The sequence below is a fragment of the Paraburkholderia rhynchosiae genome, assembly GCF_002879865.1.
In the GTDB taxonomy this organism is placed as follows: Bacteria; Pseudomonadota; Gammaproteobacteria; order Burkholderiales; family Burkholderiaceae; genus Paraburkholderia; species Paraburkholderia rhynchosiae.
Genome location: NZ_PNXY01000003.1, coordinates 310210 through 326005, shown reverse-complemented (window position 1 = coordinate 326005; position 15796 = coordinate 310210). Strand labels below are relative to the sequence as shown.

At 62.4% G+C, this 15796-nt stretch carries 14 protein-coding genes and 1 tRNA gene; 11 read left to right on the top strand and 4 right to left on the bottom strand.

Annotated elements, in window-relative coordinates; genetic code table 11:
* Positions 1–65: 65 nt before the first annotated feature.
* Positions 66–896, bottom strand: coding sequence for an undecaprenyl-diphosphate phosphatase (locus tag C0Z16_RS06200; RefSeq protein ID WP_102631284.1), 831 nt, complete (start codon positions 894–896; stop codon positions 66–68).
* A 706-nt stretch (positions 897–1602) separates the two neighbouring features.
* Between C0Z16_RS06200 and C0Z16_RS06195 the strand changes: the two genes are divergently transcribed.
* The 3 genes from C0Z16_RS06195 (at position 1603) to C0Z16_RS06185 (ending at position 3908) form a co-directional block, all read left to right on the top strand.
* Positions 1603–2511: an aldose epimerase family protein gene (locus tag C0Z16_RS06195; RefSeq protein WP_102631283.1), complete on the top strand. Its 909-nt coding sequence runs from the start codon at positions 1603–1605 to the stop codon at positions 2509–2511.
* Between the two features lie 176 nt (positions 2512–2687).
* A complete protein-coding gene (locus C0Z16_RS06190) occupies positions 2688–3419 on the top strand; it encodes a peptidoglycan DD-metalloendopeptidase family protein (RefSeq protein WP_102631282.1) in 732 nt (243 codons plus the stop codon).
* 162 nt (positions 3420–3581) lie between these two features.
* Positions 3582–3908, top strand: coding sequence for a hypothetical protein (locus C0Z16_RS06185; RefSeq protein WP_102631281.1), 327 nt, complete (start codon positions 3582–3584; stop codon positions 3906–3908).
* Positions 3909–4748: 840 nt separating this feature from the next.
* Here C0Z16_RS06185 and C0Z16_RS06180 read toward each other — a convergent pair.
* Positions 4749–5486, bottom strand: a complete 738-nt coding sequence (locus C0Z16_RS06180; protein WP_102631280.1) for a pentapeptide repeat-containing protein — start codon at positions 5484–5486, stop codon at positions 4749–4751.
* A 116-nt stretch (positions 5487–5602) separates the two neighbouring features.
* Here C0Z16_RS06180 and C0Z16_RS38645 point away from each other — a divergent pair, with 116 nt between their 5' ends.
* The 7 genes from C0Z16_RS38645 (at position 5603) to C0Z16_RS06150 (ending at position 10363) form a co-directional block, all read left to right on the top strand.
* Positions 5603–5911, top strand: a complete 309-nt coding sequence (locus tag C0Z16_RS38645) for a DUF2288 domain-containing protein (protein WP_102631279.1) — start codon at positions 5603–5605, stop codon at positions 5909–5911.
* Entirely contained in the window at positions 5908–7275 is a 1368-nt protein-coding gene (locus tag C0Z16_RS06170) for an MATE family efflux transporter (protein WP_244201187.1), read from the top strand. Before C0Z16_RS38645 ends, C0Z16_RS06170 begins: the two co-directional genes overlap by 4 nt.
* A 499-nt stretch (positions 7276–7774) precedes the next feature.
* Positions 7775–7951 (top strand): hypothetical protein, encoded by a 177-nt coding sequence (locus tag C0Z16_RS38080; protein WP_167403487.1) that lies wholly within the window; start codon positions 7775–7777, stop codon positions 7949–7951.
* Positions 7952–8266: 315 nt separating this feature from the next.
* The gene (locus C0Z16_RS06165; protein ID WP_035466507.1) at positions 8267–8425 is read left to right on the top strand and encodes a DUF3309 family protein; all 159 of its coding nucleotides are present in this window, start codon (positions 8267–8269) and stop codon (positions 8423–8425) included.
* Between the two features lie 74 nt (positions 8426–8499).
* Positions 8500–8576: transfer RNA gene (locus C0Z16_RS06160), tRNA-Pro, on the top strand.
* Positions 8577–8859: 283 nt separating this feature from the next.
* Entirely contained in the window at positions 8860–9318 is a 459-nt protein-coding gene (gene sixA, locus C0Z16_RS06155; protein WP_102631277.1) for a phosphohistidine phosphatase SixA, read from the top strand.
* A 232-nt stretch (positions 9319–9550) separates the two neighbouring features.
* Positions 9551–10363: a GNAT family N-acetyltransferase gene (locus C0Z16_RS06150; protein ID WP_102631276.1), complete on the top strand. Its 813-nt coding sequence runs from the start codon at positions 9551–9553 to the stop codon at positions 10361–10363.
* Positions 10364–10473: 110 nt separating this feature from the next.
* Here C0Z16_RS06150 and ppx read toward each other — a convergent pair whose 3' ends face one another.
* A complete protein-coding gene (gene ppx, locus C0Z16_RS06145) occupies positions 10474–12099 on the bottom strand; it encodes an exopolyphosphatase (RefSeq protein ID WP_102631275.1) in 1626 nt (541 codons plus the stop codon).
* A gap of 202 nt (positions 12100–12301) precedes the next feature.
* Here ppx and ppk1 point away from each other — a divergent pair, with 202 nt between their 5' ends.
* A complete protein-coding gene (gene ppk1, locus C0Z16_RS06140; RefSeq protein ID WP_102631274.1) occupies positions 12302–14365 on the top strand; it encodes a polyphosphate kinase 1 in 2064 nt (687 codons plus the stop codon).
* A 99-nt stretch (positions 14366–14464) separates the two neighbouring features.
* Here ppk1 and phoR read toward each other — a convergent pair whose 3' ends face one another.
* Positions 14465–15778 carry a phosphate regulon sensor histidine kinase PhoR gene (phoR, locus tag C0Z16_RS06135; protein ID WP_102631273.1) on the bottom strand — a complete coding sequence of 438 codons (1314 nt, stop codon included), beginning with the start codon at positions 15776–15778 and terminating at the stop codon, positions 14465–14467.
* Between the last annotated feature and the right edge of the window lie 18 nt (positions 15779–15796).

Below are 15796 nucleotides of genomic sequence, written 5' to 3'. Positions count from 1 at the left end.
TAGGCCGGGCCCGGATTATAACCGATCGTCTCCTGCCCGCCAGAACGCGGCGGGCACGTTCGGTGTCAGACCGGTTGCGGGTAAAGCGCGAACCAGCCGAGGAACACTACGCCCGCGATTACACAGTACACGCCGAACGAAGCCAGACGCCCGCGGCCTTCGAAATAGCGCATCAGGAAACGCACGCTGAGATAGGCGGCGATGGCGGTCAGGACGCCGCCGAGCAGCGCATCCGCGAGCTGACCCGGTGCATGGAACAGCTTCGGCAATTCGAGCAGTCCAGCCGCGAAAATGATCGGCGTGCCGAGCAGGAACGAGAACTCGGCGGCCTTCTCTGCGGTGAGACCCGCCGCATTGCCGGCGATCATCGTCAGGCCGCTGCGCGAAAAGCCCGGAATCAGCGCGCCGACTTGCGCGAGACCAACCAGAAACGCCTGGCGGAAGCTCATCTTCTCCGGCGCCTGATGCGCGCGCGAGCGTTGCAGGCGGTCGCCCACCCACAACAGCACGCCGTTTACGATCAGCGCGATCGCCACAATGCGCAGGTCGTGAAAAATCCGCTCGAGCCGTTTCTCCAGCAACAGGCCGACGATCCCCGCCGGAATCGTCCCGATGATCAGCGCCCACATCATGTGCGCGTCGTCATTGCGGCGGCCGCCGACCGCAGCGAAGAAACCGCGCACGAGCGCACACCAGCGCTCGCGGAAATACCACAGCAACGCGAACGCCGTACCGAGATGCAAGGCGACGAGAAACGGCAGCAACTGCGGCGCATGTTTATCGATATGCATGCCGAACAACGCGGGCACGAGCAGCGTATGACCGAGACTGCTCACCGGAAAGAGTTCGGTGACGCCTTGCAGCACGCTCAGGAAGATCAGAAACGACAGGTTCACGCGGCAGTCCTTGTAAGGAAGATGTCGGGGACAGCGCGCGGCACAACGAACGATCCGGCGCGTCAAAAAGCGCACCGATTATGCCTGGCTGCCAAGTCAGCGCCAAGCGTTTGGGCCACAATCGGGGAAATATTGACGCGGTGCGTGACAACTGGAAACGCTTGTTACGCGAGCGCAAATGAAATGGGCCGCTCCCGAAGCAGCAGCCCTTTCAATCGTCTGACGGCAAGGCGCGGGATTGGCGCGCTCAGAAGGCGCCAAGCTTACGAAACCGCCAGCGGCGTATCGCGCATGTGCCACGCACCCATGCCACGGCGCCTGTTACGACGCCCGTTGCACACAGCGCGGCAAGCGCGCCGAATCAGCGGTCGAGTTTGTAAAAGAAGTACACCGTGCTGGCCGTGAACATGCCGAAGAGAGCGACACCCATTGCCATTGCGAGATCCATAACGCCTCCTGAGCGATCTCGCCCGGCGGTCAATTTCACCGGGCAGTGAGACGGATTATCGGCAAAAACGGCCTTCTTCCGACACCCGCAATTTCCCGAGAAGGGTTTCCCCGTAGCGTAAAGCAGAGCAAAATCGTCGCTTCGGCTAGCGCCGCGCGGGCCGTTTTGCCCGCGCACGAGCCGCACCCGAGACCGCTGCACGTCCACCGCCGAGCCGCCTTAATTGCGTTCATCAACTCTCTCATCACGCCATCAACCATGCCTCTTTCACCGCAGCAGGACATTCTCGAGATTGCCCAGGACGCCTCCGTGCTCCGCTTCGCGCCGCAAGCCGGCGGCCGTCTGCTTTCGTGGATCATCGACGGCGAAGAGGTGATCCATTGGCCCGAACACGCCGACTGGAGTCAGCCCGCGCGGATTCGCGGCGGCAATCCACTACTGTTCCCGTTTCTCGGGCGCCATCGTGTGGACGGCAACATCGGCTATTGGCGCGACGCCAAAGGCACGGTCCGTGAACTGCCCATGCATGGCTTCGCACGCGACCTTCCCTTCGACGCCCATGCCGATGTGCACGGCGCCGGTCTGCGCCTCGTGCTGACCGATAGCGAGGCGACGCGCGGCGGCTATCCGTTCGGCTTCCGCTTTGAAGCGGCCTACACGCTCATCGACGCGCACACGCTCGAAGTCACGCTGACCACCACCAACACCGGGCACACACCGCTGCCTTATTACGCCGGCCATCACTTTTACTTCACGCTGCCGCATACGCAGCGAGGCGAGACAACGCTGGAAATGCCGCGCACCGAGCGGCGCTTCCAGCAGGCGGACGGTTCGATCAGCGCCGCCGAGCCGGGCGAAGCGCGTTACACGCTCGATGAAGCGCGCATTCACGACCGTTTCAATTGCCTCACCGGCACGCCTCAGCAACCCGTTCGGCTGATCGCGCCGGGCCTTAACCGCGTCATCACGATCGACCTGCAACGGCCCGGCTCGGTGCCCTGGTACGCCGTGACGACGTGGACCGAAGCGGCGGAGTCGGACTTCTACTGCGTCGAACCGTGGCTCGGCCTGCCCGACGCAATCCATAATGGCATGGGCCTGCGCTGGCTCGATGCGGGCAAAACCGAAACGGCGGCGCTGCGCGTCAACGTCGCCAAACTAGCCTGATTGCGGCTTGGCAGAGGTGCGGTCAGGCGGCGCGCACGCGTCGCCCCGACTCGCGTTGCATAACGGGCGCGTTGCCGTTTTTTCGATGCTGCAACGCAAAACCGTTAGAATCTGACGCTTTGTATCTACCTGCGGCGTGATCGGGATCGGCGCGCGGCAGCGCTTTGCGAGGTCCAATGCTGGAAACAACAAGAATGATCAAACGACTCGTCTGCGTGTCGTTGGTGGCGCTCATCGCCGCGTGCGGGTCGGCGCCGGTGGCGCCGGGCTTTTATCGGGTCGAACGGGGCGACACGCTATCCAAGATCGCGCGTAGTCATCGGCAATCGGTGCAAAGCATCGCGCGCTGGAACAACCTGAACAATCCGGACAGCCTCGAGATCGGGCAAGTGCTGCGCGTCGCGCCGCCCAATGGCGCGGCGTCGACGAGCGGCGCCGTGCGCAGCGGCAACAGCAACAGTAACGGCAACCCAGGCGCGAGCGCTTCGGCAACACCGCGTTCCGCGCCCGACGACAGCGCGTCCTCGTCCGCGCCGGCTTCGTCGATTTCGCTCGTGTGGCCCACGAACGGCAACGTGATCCGCACCTTCGACGGCGCGAACTCGAAGGGCATCGACATTTCGGCTGCGGCGGGCACGCCTGTGGTGGCGGCGGCGGGCGGCACCGTGGTGTACGCGGGCAACGGGCTGCGCGGTTACGGCAACCTGCTGATCCTCAAGCACAACGCCGAATATCTGACCGCCTATGCACACAACCGCGTGCTGCTGGTGAAGGAAGGCGAATCCGTCGCACAGGGCCAGAAGATCGCGGAGATGGGCGATACGGATACCAATCGCGTCATGCTGCATTTCGAACTGCGCTATCAAGGGCGATCGATCGATCCGTCACGTGCGCTGCCGGCTCGCTAGAGCGTCTGCGGCTCGCGGTTCGCGCGGCGGTCGGCGCTTGCGGTTAGTCCGTGCGCGTGCCGTCGCATCGGGAGGACGGGGAACCCGGCATGCTATAAACGCTCAATTCGACACACGTGGCCCCGCGCCACGTCTTTCAAGTCATCTGTAAGGGAATCTGCAATGAAGAGCGCATTGGCGTCCGTCGCAACGGCCGCGGCGATCGGTGTTGGCCTGCTGACACTCGGCAGCCTGGGCGGCTGCTCTACGACCACGACCATGACCTATCTGCCGAGCGGCGACACCGGCTTTGCGATCAACTGCAGCGGCAGCGACGCCGGCACGAGTTGGGCTGAATGCTACAAGCGCGCGGGCGAAGTCTGCGGCAACTACGGCTACGACGTCGTATCGAAAGATGTGGATAACGGCGCCACGTCGGGCGGCACGGTCGCCGGTATTTTCGGCGCGAACGTGAAGAACCGGTCGATGGTGGTTCGCTGCAAGCAGTAACCCACCGGTACACGCGCCGTGAGATCGGCACCGTTTCGACTGACGGCGCAGCCGGCGTCCCGAGCGCAGTTCGATGCACGCGGCGAAGGGAAGCAGCGCGCCGGATGTAATTGGCCACAGCACGGCGAAAATGATTATCCAGATCATAACGGCGCAAAGACGAAGTAAGACTTTATGATCCGCGCGGCGTGTGATCCGCAGTGACCGCGGCTAAAAAAACAACGCAAAAAAAGCCCGGCGCGAGGCCGGGCTAACGGGGGTTCGGCGCATATCGGCAAAGGACCGGTTCACCATGCGCCAGAACGAAATTTAACAACGCGACTTTACAAGCGCAATGCATTAATTTTCAGGTAAATGTGATGCGGCGTACGGATTCCGCATTAGGTGAACTAAAAGCCTCATGAATAAACGGCAGAACCGGCTGCATATTCACGCGCCGCGCCTTGTCATTGCAGAAATTCCAGACGTCCTGATACACCGGCAAACCCAAGCGGGGCAATGATCTCGCCAATATCCCACCTATTAGGCTGACAATAATAACCGGCTCAATTTTAGTCTCGGGACTAAGCGCCAATCTGGCCTTTCACACGCCGAAAATGCTTTGTGCGCCACCGCACTATTCCGCTCAGATAATCGTTTTCGCTGCATTCGCACGCCCGGGTTTATTCGTCGGCCGAAATTCGCGCATAGCGAATCACGAAGCAGCTTCAAATGAGACGACGAATTACCACACTTATAATCCGTTCGTTTTATCCGCGCCTTAAATCAGATGTTAGTCATTCGTGCCGTGACGCACAAGTCCGACGAAAGCCATACTCCCCCGCCCACTTGCATTCCGCTTTACATCACCCGCAACCCCAATTCGGTGACGAGCACCGCCGCCTGCTGATGTGAAATTGTCGCGCCCTTGAAAAGCGCCGCATCCACGAGCCGCACGCCGCTTAGATCGACTTCGCGCAGATCCGCGCCGTCGAAGCGCGCGCCCTTCAGATGTGCGTCCTTCAGGCTGCCACCATCGAAAATCGCTTCGCGAAAATCGACACCTGCGAGATCGGCGTCGGAGAAATCCAGCTGATCCAGCGTCGCCTTGCGAAACGACAGGCCACGCAAATGCGCGCCGACCAGCAAGGTTTCGACGAAGCTCAAGCCGAGCGCTGTACACCCCTCGAAGCTGGCGCCCGTCAGCTTGCAGCCGTGGAACGACGCCGACGCGAGCTTGGCGCGCCGCCAGCCCGTGTTGTTCAGATCACTCGACTGAAACGCCGCATCGACGAGATCCGCCGACGCGAAGTCGGCCTGCCGGCCACGGCAACGGACCCAGCGCGTTTGCGCGAGCGTCGCCCCGAAAAAAGAAGCCTCGACAATTGCGCAGCGATGAAATTCCGCGCCGCGCAAGTCGAGCCGCGACAGGTCCGCGCCTTCGAAGTCGCAATCGGTGAAGACGAGCGGTGCGCCGTTTGCAGCAGCGCTCGCCGCGCTCGCCAGGATCAGGCGCTCAACGTCGGCGCGGTTGAGTGTGGCGTCGGCCACTTCGTGAGCTTGCACGCCCGGAGCCGGCGCCGTTGAATCGAGTGACATGAAGGTTCAGAATGAATCGGATCTATTGTGAAGGACCCAAGGGTACCGGAAGGCGCGCCGCGCGGGCGGCTCGCACCGATGGTTTATAGTAACGGCCCGCCCAGAAACCGCTTACGATGACTTCCCACGACGCCACCCAGAGCCCCCTCTACGCCCAGCTCCTCGCGGAAACCGCGAAAATCGGCTGGCCAGAACTCGAACGCTTCTTTGCGCGCGGCATGCTGCTGCGCGTCGCAAGCGACCTCGATCTCGTGAGCGTCGCGGAAGCCATCGCCAGTGACGACACCGCGCAGGTCACGCAATGGCTGTCAGCCGGGCTCGTCGAACGCGTGCAGGCGGAAACCGCGGCGGATTTCGCCGCGCGCGATCCCGACCTCTGGGCCGTGGTCGTCTCTCCTTGGGTGTGCGTGCAGGAACGTCATTGAGCCACGCCACGCCTGCCGGCGACGCGGCGCTTGCCGTCCCTGTGCGCTGGCACCGTCGAGTGCTCACGCTCGCGTTTCCAATCGTCCTCGCCAATCTCACGCAGCCGATTCTCGGCGCCGTCGACACCGCCGTCGCGGGGCATTTCGAAGGCGCGTCGTATCTCGGCGGCGTGGCGCTCGGCGGGCTCTTCTTCAACTTCGTGTTCTGGGGCTTCGGCTTTCTGCGCATGGGCACGACAGGCCTTGTTGCCCAAGCGCATGGTTCCGGCGATGACGCCGGGCTGCGCGATAACGTCGTGCGGGCGCTGTTGTTGGCGGCCGCGATCGGCGCCGCGGTGCTCGCGCTGCAAATGCCGCTGATCGATTACGCGCTGCACATGATCGGCGGCAGCGACGCCGTGCAGCGCCATGCCCGCATTTACTGCCACGCGCGAATCTGGGCTGCGCCGTTGGCGCTGGGCAACTACGTGGTGCTGGGCTGGCTGCTCGGCACGCAACGCGTGCGGCTCGCGCTGCTGTCGCAGGTGTTCATCAACGGCGTGAACATCCTGGCCGTGTTCCTCTACGTGTACATGTTCGATTGGGGCGTCGCGGGGATCGGTGCGGCCACCGCGACGGCCGACGCGCTCGGCTTCGTACTCGGCGCGGCGCTGCTCTGGCACGGCAGGCCGCGCGGCCTCCCGGCACTGAACCGCCATGCGCTCCTCGACGCAACGGCGCTCCGGCGTCTGGTCGCGCTCAATCGCGACATCTTCGTGCGCACGCTGTGCTTGCTGCTGTCGTTCGGCTGGTTTGCACATCTCGGCGCGAAACAGGGCGACGCCACGCTCGCCGCGAACGCGCTGCTGCTCAACTTCCAGACCTTCATGGCTTACGGTCTCGACGGCTTCGCGCATGCCGCGGAGGCGCTGGTCGGCGCCGCAATCGGTGCGCGAGACCGGCATGCCTTCGTGCAGGCGATCAAGGTGACGGCGCTGTGGTCCGCGCTCGGCGCACTCGGCTTCACACTCGTGTATGCGGGCGCGGGCTCCTGGATCGTCGAACGTCTGACGGATCAGCTCGCCGTGCGCGCCACCGCCGATCTCTATCTGCCTTGGGCAGCGCTTTCGCCGGTGATTTCGGTGGGCGGCTATGTACTCGACGGCGTGTTCATCGGCGCGACGCGCACGCGCGAACTGATGGCGTCGATGGTCGTTTCGTTCTCGCTCTTCGTGGGCGCGTCGTGGGCGCTGCTCACGCTGTACGGCAATCATGGCCTATGGGCCGCGATGCTCGTTTTCATGGCCGCGCGCGGCCTGACGCTTGGGCGTTATCTGCCGGAACTCATCCGCGGCCTGCCTAGCAGGGGCGGCGTGAGCGCATAGGCGCTGATCGTCCACCGCTCGGCGCTACGCCTTGAAACAAGCGCATACATATCGAGCATGAACGCGGCTCTAGAATGCCTTCAGCCCTCGCACTCCGCGCGAACAGTCTGCGTGGGTCAGGAGCGCCGGCGTGCCCGCGCCGACGCTTCGCTTCTCCGCTGACGCTCAGCGCGCGACCGGCGCGGGCACCATGGCCGGCGGGCGGCTGTCGGTGGGCACGCCGTGATAATCAGCGGGATCTTGCGGCGGACCGGCACGGCCGCTGGACGAATCGTTCGCACAACCGGCGACACTGGCGGCCAACAGCAACGCAATCATTGAAACGCGGAACATAGACGATAGTCTCTCTAACAAAAAGGGAATGCAGCCAGCGGAGCGCCGGCGCGCGGAAGTCTACTCGCAACGCGCATTCCATGACGCCGCGGCGCACACTCGGCCCTGCCATTTCGTGATGCGTGACCTACTATGAAGTCACAACCGAACGTCAAAGGAGACTGCCATGGACGCTGAATCGATTGCGGGTCTGGTCGGACTCGGAATAGGTCTCGCCGTGTTGCTCGCACTCTCGATCTTCGAAACGAGGACCTATCGACGTGAACACGGTGAAGGCATGCTGCATCACTGGATGACTCATCAGCACGTGCATATGCCGCACTGGATGCGTCGCCGGCACTGACACGACGAGCGGGTTCTTCGTTCGCTTGCGCGTTTTCCCGCGGCTGGTGGCCCGGGGGCTGTTGCGTCGCGCGCGTCACGTTCTGGTCGCGTCTTTGCTCCTTCCTGTTTGTCCGCGTGCTTCGGCGGGACTCTGGTTCCACTGTGCTTTCAGGGCGCACCGGCACTTCCTGACACGGCTGGGCATGGGGGTTGCTGAATCGGTGGCTGCAAGGAGCGCGCACATTTCGGGTCGCTTGTCGCGGCAAGCAATGTGCGCCGGATCAACCAGACTATGCGGCCCAGCATCCTTCGGGGCCGGACAGGGAGAACTTAAATGACGATCGGAACCATCCTGCTCATCGTGCTTATCCTCCTGCTGATCGGCGCGCTGCCAACCTGGCCGTACAGTAGCGGTTGGGGCTACCGCCCGACCGGCGTGCTCGGCGTCGTGCTGATCATCGTGATCGTATTGCTGGTGATGGGACGCATATAGCGCTGGTTGTTTTCGCCCCGGCGCAATTCGTGATTGACTCTGGCACCTATTGCCACGTAGAATCTCGGATTCGTCGGAGCGTAGCGCAGCCTGGTAGCGCATCTGATTTGGGATCAGAGGGTCGTAGGTTCGAATCCTATCGCTCCGACCAACGAAAAGCATCACAAACCCGCGTAGCCTTCGGCTTCGCGGGTTTTTGCTTTTTGGGGCCGGCGCCCGGGACCGCGATCTGCTAGTGCAATAAAAACAGCAATAAAAACAGCAATAGAAGCGGCAATAGAAGCAACGGACCCAACGGGCAAACCAGGTCCATCCACTTGCAACCCGACGCGCCCACATGCGACAGTGCGCCGTGGACACTGACCGCCAATCTCCGTCCACCACAACGCGCCACTACGCCACTACTCGCCGCACCCAGAGTCAAGGAGCCACGCATGAATCTGATTCTCTGGCGTCACGCCGAAGCCGAAGAGGTTGCCGCCACGGATCTTGGCCGCGCACTCACCACTCGCGGCCGCAAGCAGGCGCAAAACGTCGCGAAGTGGTTGCGCACGCGTCTACCCGACGATGCCGTGATACTCGCGAGTCCGGCCGTGCGCACCATCCAGACTGCGGAGACGCTGAGCGATCAATACCGCGTCGTGCGCGAACTCGCGCCGAACGCGAGCGCGCGTGACGTGCTCGATGCCGCCGGCTGGCCCAATGGCATCGCCGAAACGGTGGTGATCGTCGGCCATCAACCGACGCTCGGCCACGTCGCCGCGAAGCTGCTCGGCGACAGCGACGCGAGCTGGCCGCTCAAGAAAGCCGGCCTCTGGTGGATCGCGAGCCGTGAGCGCAACGGCGACGAGCAGGCGGTGCTGCGCGCGGCCATGACGCCCGATCTCGTCTGATCCGATTGACGAGTCGCGCCCGCACAACACCGGCACGACATCCGCGCGACATCCGCACAAACGCTCGCACGACGCCGCGCCAACCTCAGCATGCTCGCCGCATGACATAACGGGCGGCGCGCGTCCAGCTTACAGGCAGTCATCCAATCGTCACGTCTTTGCCATGCGAGCGTCATCGCGCGTTACTACATTGGCGAAAAAAGACTCATCCTTTTTTCGACCAGGACCCCCAATGCGAGAACTGCCGACGCCTACCCTGCCCCTCGCTTCGCTCTTCGAGTCGCGTCGCCTGCCCCGCGCCGAAGAGACGGTCACCGCGCAACATCGTCTGCGAGTCACGTGGGCTCGCACCGACGAAGATCTGCGCGAGGCGCAGCGTCTGCGTTACCGCGTGTTCGCCGATGAAATGGGCGCGCGCCTGACAGGCCCCGCGGGTCTCGACGTCGATTCGTTCGATTCGTACTGCGACCACCTGCTCGTGCGCGATCTCGACACGCTGAAGGTGGTGGGCACATATCGCGCGTTGCCGCCGCACCAGGCCGCGCGCATCGGACGCCTGTATGCGGAAAGCGAATTCGACGTCTCGCGTCTCACTCACCTGCGCGCGAAGATGGTCGAAGTGGGCCGTTCGTGCGTGCATCCCGACTATCGCAGCGGCTCGGTCATCATGTCGCTGTGGGCCGGGCTCGCGGCTTACATGAAGCACAACGGCTACGAGACGATGCTCGGCTGCGCGAGCGTCGCGATGGCCGACGGCGGCCACTATGCGGCGAATCTGTACTGCTCGCTGCGCGACAGCGCGCTGACGGCGCCGGAATATCGCGCGTTTGCGCACACGCCGCTGCCCGTGGATGAATTGCAAACCGGCGCCGAAGTCGCCCCCCCGCCGCTCGTCAAGGGGTATCTGCGTCTTGGCGCAAAGATTTGCGGCGCGCCGGCGTGGGATCCCGACTTCAATACGGCCGACTTCCTGACGTTGTTCCGCCTGTCCGACATCAACGCACGCTACGCGCGCCACTTCCTTGGCGATGCCATGCCGCGTTAAGCAAGCTCGAACGCTCTCCCCGCAAACAAGAAAAGCCCTGTAAAACAGGGCTTTTCTTCGTGTGTCGCTCGACTCTCCTCAGGCGCGAGCAGATCGAAAACCGCCATGCGTCACTCGTCCGTATAGACCACTCGATACGGAATGCCAACCTTTTCCCACTCCGCCGCTTCCTGAATCAGGCTGTAGTCAGTCAGCGGATTATTGGCGACCCACTCATTAGGCAAGCGCACCTCGTAACCGCCGTTGACCTGCGCGACGGTGATGCCGGGCAGGCCGACATCCGCGCGCCGGCGGCACAACAGCGCTGCGAGCCGCAGACAGAACAGCAGCGGCCACTCGACTTCACGCGTTTGCGACAGTTTGCCAAGCTTGCCCGCATGACCGAGCACGAGCGCCGCGAGCCGCGCCTGGTCGGTGCGCGAAAAGCCCGGCATGTCCGCGTTGCTCGCGATATACGCCGAATGCTTGTGATACGCGCTATGCGAGATCGACAAGCCGATTTCATGCAGCGCCGCTGCCCAGCCGAGAAACATGCGATTCTCGACGCGCCGTTCTTCGTCGGGCTCGGTGAATTGATTGTAAAAGCGCACGGCAAGTTCGCCGATGCGCCCGGCCTGCGCGCGATCCACGCCATAACGGCGCATGAAGCCTTCGGCCGTAACGGTGCGCATGTCTTCATGCTGCGAACGGCCGAGCAGATCGTAGAGCACGCCGAGACGCAATGCGCCGTCTGTCGTATCGACGTAATCGACGCCGAGTTCGTCGAACACCGCGATCATGATCGACAGACCGCCCGCCAGCACCGGAATCCGGTCGGCCTTCAACGCGACCAGCTTCAAACGATTGACGTTCTCCGCCTTGATCAACGCGCGCTTCAGCCGCTCGAGCCCACCGCGCGAAATACCGTGCGTGACGCCTGCATCGTTGAAGCCGTTTGCCTCGACCAGTTCGGCGAGCGCGCGCGCCGTGCCCGACGAACCGATTGCCTGCTCCCAACCCGTCTTCTTGTATTGGGCGGAAATGATCTGGATCTCGCGGCCCGCGGCGAGTTCCGCCTGACGCATCGTGTATTCGTCGACGTTGCCCGCCGGGAAAAATGCGCGGCTATGGCTCACGCAGCCGATATAGAGACTCTCCATCTTGATCGGCGTGTAATGCGAACCGATGATGAATTCCGTCGAGCCCCCGCCGATGTCGACCACGAGCCGTTTGCCCGGACTCGCGGGCACAGAGTGTGCTGCCCCCGCGTAGATAAGCCGGGCTTCCTCGCGCCCGGCAATCACTTCAATCGGAAACCCGAGCGCCGCTTGTGCCTCGCCGAGAAATTCGCCGGCATTCTTTGCGATGCGCAGCGTGTTGGTCGCGACCGCGCGCACGTGGTCGGGATGAAAGTCGCGCAGCCGCTCGCCGAAACGCTTCAGCGCGTCCCAGCCGCGCACCTGCGACGCGCGATCGAGCATCTTGTCGCGCGACAGACCGGCGGCAAGCCGCACCGGCTCCCGCAACGCATCGACCTGATAAATCTGGCTGCCCGCGTCGGTTTCCTCGACCCGGCCGACGATCAGCCGGAAACTGTTCGAACCAAGATCGACGGCAGCAAGGAGTTGTGGGGTATTGACCATCGGGTATGCGGACTCCATGCGCGCGAGCGCGGCAGCGGTGGATGCGAGCAAGGCCGGACCTCCACCCGAAGCCCCAGGCGCCTTGCGGCCGGCCGCGCGGTTCAAAGACGCCATTCTAAGCGTACCGGAGCTCACGATGTCACCTCGCGGAAATGGGGGTGCCCGATGCTCCCATACAGACTGCGTCATATTGACGACAGGCGAGGAATACAGCGTAGAATTTATAACATCGAGAATGTCATAACAACGTCATCATACTGTGAGAATTTCCGAGCGTCTTTCCGCCTCCCTATCTGACATTCCATTCTCGCTGCCGATGTCCATCCGCTACCCCTTATTGAATCGCGAGCTGGGCATTCTGGGTTTCAACGAGCGTGTGTTGGCGCAAGCCGCCGACCCCGCCGTCCCTTTGCTCGAACGCCTGCGCTTCATCTGCATCACCAGTAGCAATCTCGACGAATTCTTCGAGGTCCGCATGGCCGGACTGCAGGAACAGATGCGCGACAACCCCGGCGCGCTATCACCCGACGGTATGTCTCTTCAGCACGTCTACGACCTCGTGGTCGAGCGTGCGCAGAAGCTCGTGCATCGGCAATACACAATGCTGCATGACACGGTGCTGACCGCGCTCGAAGCGGAAGGCATCTATTTTCATGGCACGGAAGCATGGAACGAAGCGCAGACCGAATGGGCGCGCAACTATTTCTTCGACGAACTGCTGCCGGTGCTCACGCCAATCGGTCTCGATCCGGCGCATCCGTTTCCGCGCGTGCTCAACAAGAGCCTGAACTTCGTCGTCGAACTGGAGGGTAAGGACGCGTTCGGCCGCCAGGCGATGATGGGCATCGTGCAGGCTCCGCGCGCGTTGCCGCGGCTCGTACGCATGCCGCAGGAACTGTCGGGCTATCCGCATGGTTTCGTGCTGTTGAGCTCGCTGCTGCAACGCTTTGTCGGCGAACTGTTTCCTAACCTCGTGGTGCGCAGTTGCAATCAGTTTCGCATCACGCGCAATAGCGAGCTGTTCGTCGACGAAGACGAAATCACCAATCTGCGCGTTGCGCTGCAGGGCGAATTGCCAGCCCGGCATCTGGGCAACGCGGTGCGGCTCGAAGTGTCCGCGGAGACGCCCGCGCACGTCGTGCGGCGCCTGCTCGACGAAAGCGATCTGACCAACAAGGACTGCTATTACGCGGACGGCCCGGTCAATCTCGTGCGTCTCATGCAATTGCCTGAGATGGTGGACCGGCCCGATCTGAAGTTCGTCCCGCACATTCCGGCAATTCCCGCGCCGATCGCCAACAGCGCCAGCATGTTCGACGTAATCGATCAGGGCGACGTGCTGCTGCATCATCCGTACGAGAGCTTTCAGCCAGTGCTCGAACTGCTGTTGCAAGCGGCAAAAGATCCAAATGTGATGGCGATCAAACAGACCATTTACCGGACCGGCACCGACTCACCGCTGATGGACGCGCTGATGCAAGCCGCGCGCAACGGCAAGGAAGTCACGGTAGTGGTCGAACTGCTCGCGCGCTTTGACGAAGAGACGAACATCAACTGGGCCTCGCAGCTCGAAGCGGTCGGCGCGCACGTCGTGTACGGCGTGGTCGGCCACAAGTGCCACGCGAAGATGATGCTGATCGTGCGGCGCACGACGGTGGGCGGTAAGACGACGCTCAAGCGCTACGTGCACCTCGGCACAGGCAATTATCATCCGCGCACCGCACGCCTTTACACCGACTTCGGCCTGATGACCGCAGAGCAGAAGATCTGTGAAGACGTGCATCATGTTTTCCAGCAACTGACCGGCATCGGCGGCGAACTGAAGCTGCATGAGTTGTGGCAATCGCCGTTCACGCTACATCCGAAACTGGTCGACGCGATTCGCGCCGAGGCCGAGCATGCGCGTGCGGGCAAGAAGGCGCGCATCGTCGCGAAGATGAACGCGCTGCTCGAACCCACGGTGATCGCGGAGTTATACGAAGCATCGCAGGCAGGCGTGAAGATCGATCTGATCGTGCGTGGCGTGTGTTCATTGCAGCCGGGCGTGCCGGGCCTATCGGAGAACATCACGGTGCGCTCGATTGTCGGGCGCTTTCTCGAACATCATCGCATCTATTATTTCTACGACGACGGTCGTGAACAGGTCTATCTGTCGAGCGCGGACTGGATGGATCGCAACTTGTTCCGCCGCGTGGAAGTCGCGTTTCCCATCAACAGCCGGCGGCTTAAACGGCGTGTGATCGCGGAGGGTTTGTCGGCATTTCTCGGCGACAATCAGTCCGCGTGGCTGATGCAAAGCGACGGTCATTATCGTCGCCGGCGGCCCGGAAAATCGTCGCGCAATGCGCAGATGAGTCTGTTGACGAAGTTCTGTTCGTGAGCGGCCGGCTCGCTGCGGCGAGCGCGTGAAGGTTGTGATGTGCACAAAAAAGCCCGCTTTTTAGCGGGCTTTCTTGTTTCGTTGAGCCGGGGCCTGTTGTCATGCATGCGCCGGTTGGCGCCGCGCAGTACGATACGACGGAAATCTCACAGTGAAAGTACTGCCGCGCCCTTCCTCGCTTTTCACATCGAGTTGCGCATCGTGCCGTTGCAGCACATGCTTGACGATGGCGAGTCCGAGGCCCGTGCCGCCCGTGTCGCGCGAACGGCTGCGATCCACGCGATAGAAGCGTTCCGTTAGCCGCGGAATGTCCGCTGCGGGAATGCCTAGACCGCTATCCGTAACGGAGAACACGGCAGCACCGCTTTGCGCGTGCCAGTTCACCTTGATCGCACCGCCGTCGGGTGTATAGCGGATCGCGTTGGTCACGAGGTTGCCCAACGCGCTCAGAATTTCGGTTTCGACGCCCGTCACCGTGAGCCCTTCGTCCGCATCGAATACGATATTGTGATTGTCGCTCGACAGGCTTTCCGCGTCGTCGCGCAAATGCCGCAACACCGCGCGCATGTCGATCATCTGATCGCTCGGCGGCTTGTTGTCGCCTTCGAGTTTGGCAAGCACGAGCAGATCGTTCACGATATGACGCATGCGTGACGCCTGCTGCTCCATCAGCTCCAGATAACGCGCGCGTTCAGTTTCGGCCAACGGCAACTCACGCATGGTCTCCAGAAAACCGGAGAGCACCGTGAGCGGCGTCTTCAGTTCATGCGACACATTGGCGACGAAGTCGCGCCGCATCGCGTCGGTGCGCTCGAGTTCAGTAATGTCTTGCGACAGCACCAGCTTGCGGTTCTCGCCATAAGGAAACACTTCCACCGAGAGCACGTTCTGCCGCTTCTCGCCCATGCCGCGCATGATCAGCATTTCTTCGTAGCGGTGCGAGTTCAGGTAACGCACGAAATCCGGCTGGCGCACCAGATGCGTGATGTGCTGACGCAAATCGCGCTTGGCATCGAGACCGAAATGCACTTCGGAGATGGCGTTGCACCACTCGATCTGGTCGTGATCGTCGAGCATCGCGACGCCGTTCGGCGAAGCCTGGATAGCCTGAATGAAACGCGAATGCTGCTGCTCGACCTGGCGCACCTGCGCATGCCAGCGCTTCGCGAGTTTATGCAAACGGTAGTAGATTTCGCCCCAGATACCAGGCGCGCTCGGCACTTCACCGTACACCGGCGCGTCGAGCAAACGCCACAAACGCTCTTTATGGAATGTGCCGAAGAAGCTCTGCACAAGCAGCATGACGACCGCGAGGATCAGTGCTGCCTTCAGGTTCACCAATGCGCCGACCACCACGCAAAGTATGGCGAGCAGCACGATCGAAACGATGGAGCGCGCCCAGATGATGTTCATGGTCTAAACAATCGAAGA

What these genes read in the sequence shown, in the direction of transcription:
- C0Z16_RS06165 (WP_035466507.1), top strand. Translation starts at nt 8,267, where the DNA reads ATGACGATCGGAACCATCCTGCTCATCGTGCTTATCCTCCTGCTGATC.
- C0Z16_RS06180 (WP_102631280.1), bottom strand. Translation starts at nt 5,486, where the DNA reads ATGTCACTCGATTCAACGGCGCCGGCTCCGGGCGTGCAAGCTCACGAA.
- C0Z16_RS06150 (WP_102631276.1), top strand. Translation starts at nt 9,551, where the DNA reads ATGCGAGAACTGCCGACGCCTACCCTGCCCCTCGCTTCGCTCTTCGAG.
- ppk1 (WP_102631274.1), top strand. Translation starts at nt 12,302, where the DNA reads ATGTCCATCCGCTACCCCTTATTGAATCGCGAGCTGGGCATTCTGGGT.
- C0Z16_RS06195 (WP_102631283.1), top strand. Translation starts at nt 1,603, where the DNA reads ATGCCTCTTTCACCGCAGCAGGACATTCTCGAGATTGCCCAGGACGCC.
- C0Z16_RS06185 (WP_102631281.1), top strand. Translation starts at nt 3,582, where the DNA reads ATGAAGAGCGCATTGGCGTCCGTCGCAACGGCCGCGGCGATCGGTGTT.
- phoR (WP_102631273.1), bottom strand. Translation starts at nt 15,778, where the DNA reads ATGAACATCATCTGGGCGCGCTCCATCGTTTCGATCGTGCTGCTCGCC.
- C0Z16_RS38645 (WP_102631279.1), top strand. Translation starts at nt 5,603, where the DNA reads ATGACTTCCCACGACGCCACCCAGAGCCCCCTCTACGCCCAGCTCCTC.
- ppx (WP_102631275.1), bottom strand. Translation starts at nt 12,099, where the DNA reads ATGGCGTCTTTGAACCGCGCGGCCGGCCGCAAGGCGCCTGGGGCTTCG.
- C0Z16_RS06190 (WP_102631282.1), top strand. Translation starts at nt 2,688, where the DNA reads ATGCTGGAAACAACAAGAATGATCAAACGACTCGTCTGCGTGTCGTTG.
- sixA (WP_102631277.1), top strand. Translation starts at nt 8,860, where the DNA reads ATGAATCTGATTCTCTGGCGTCACGCCGAAGCCGAAGAGGTTGCCGCC.
- C0Z16_RS38080 (WP_167403487.1), top strand. Translation starts at nt 7,775, where the DNA reads ATGGACGCTGAATCGATTGCGGGTCTGGTCGGACTCGGAATAGGTCTC.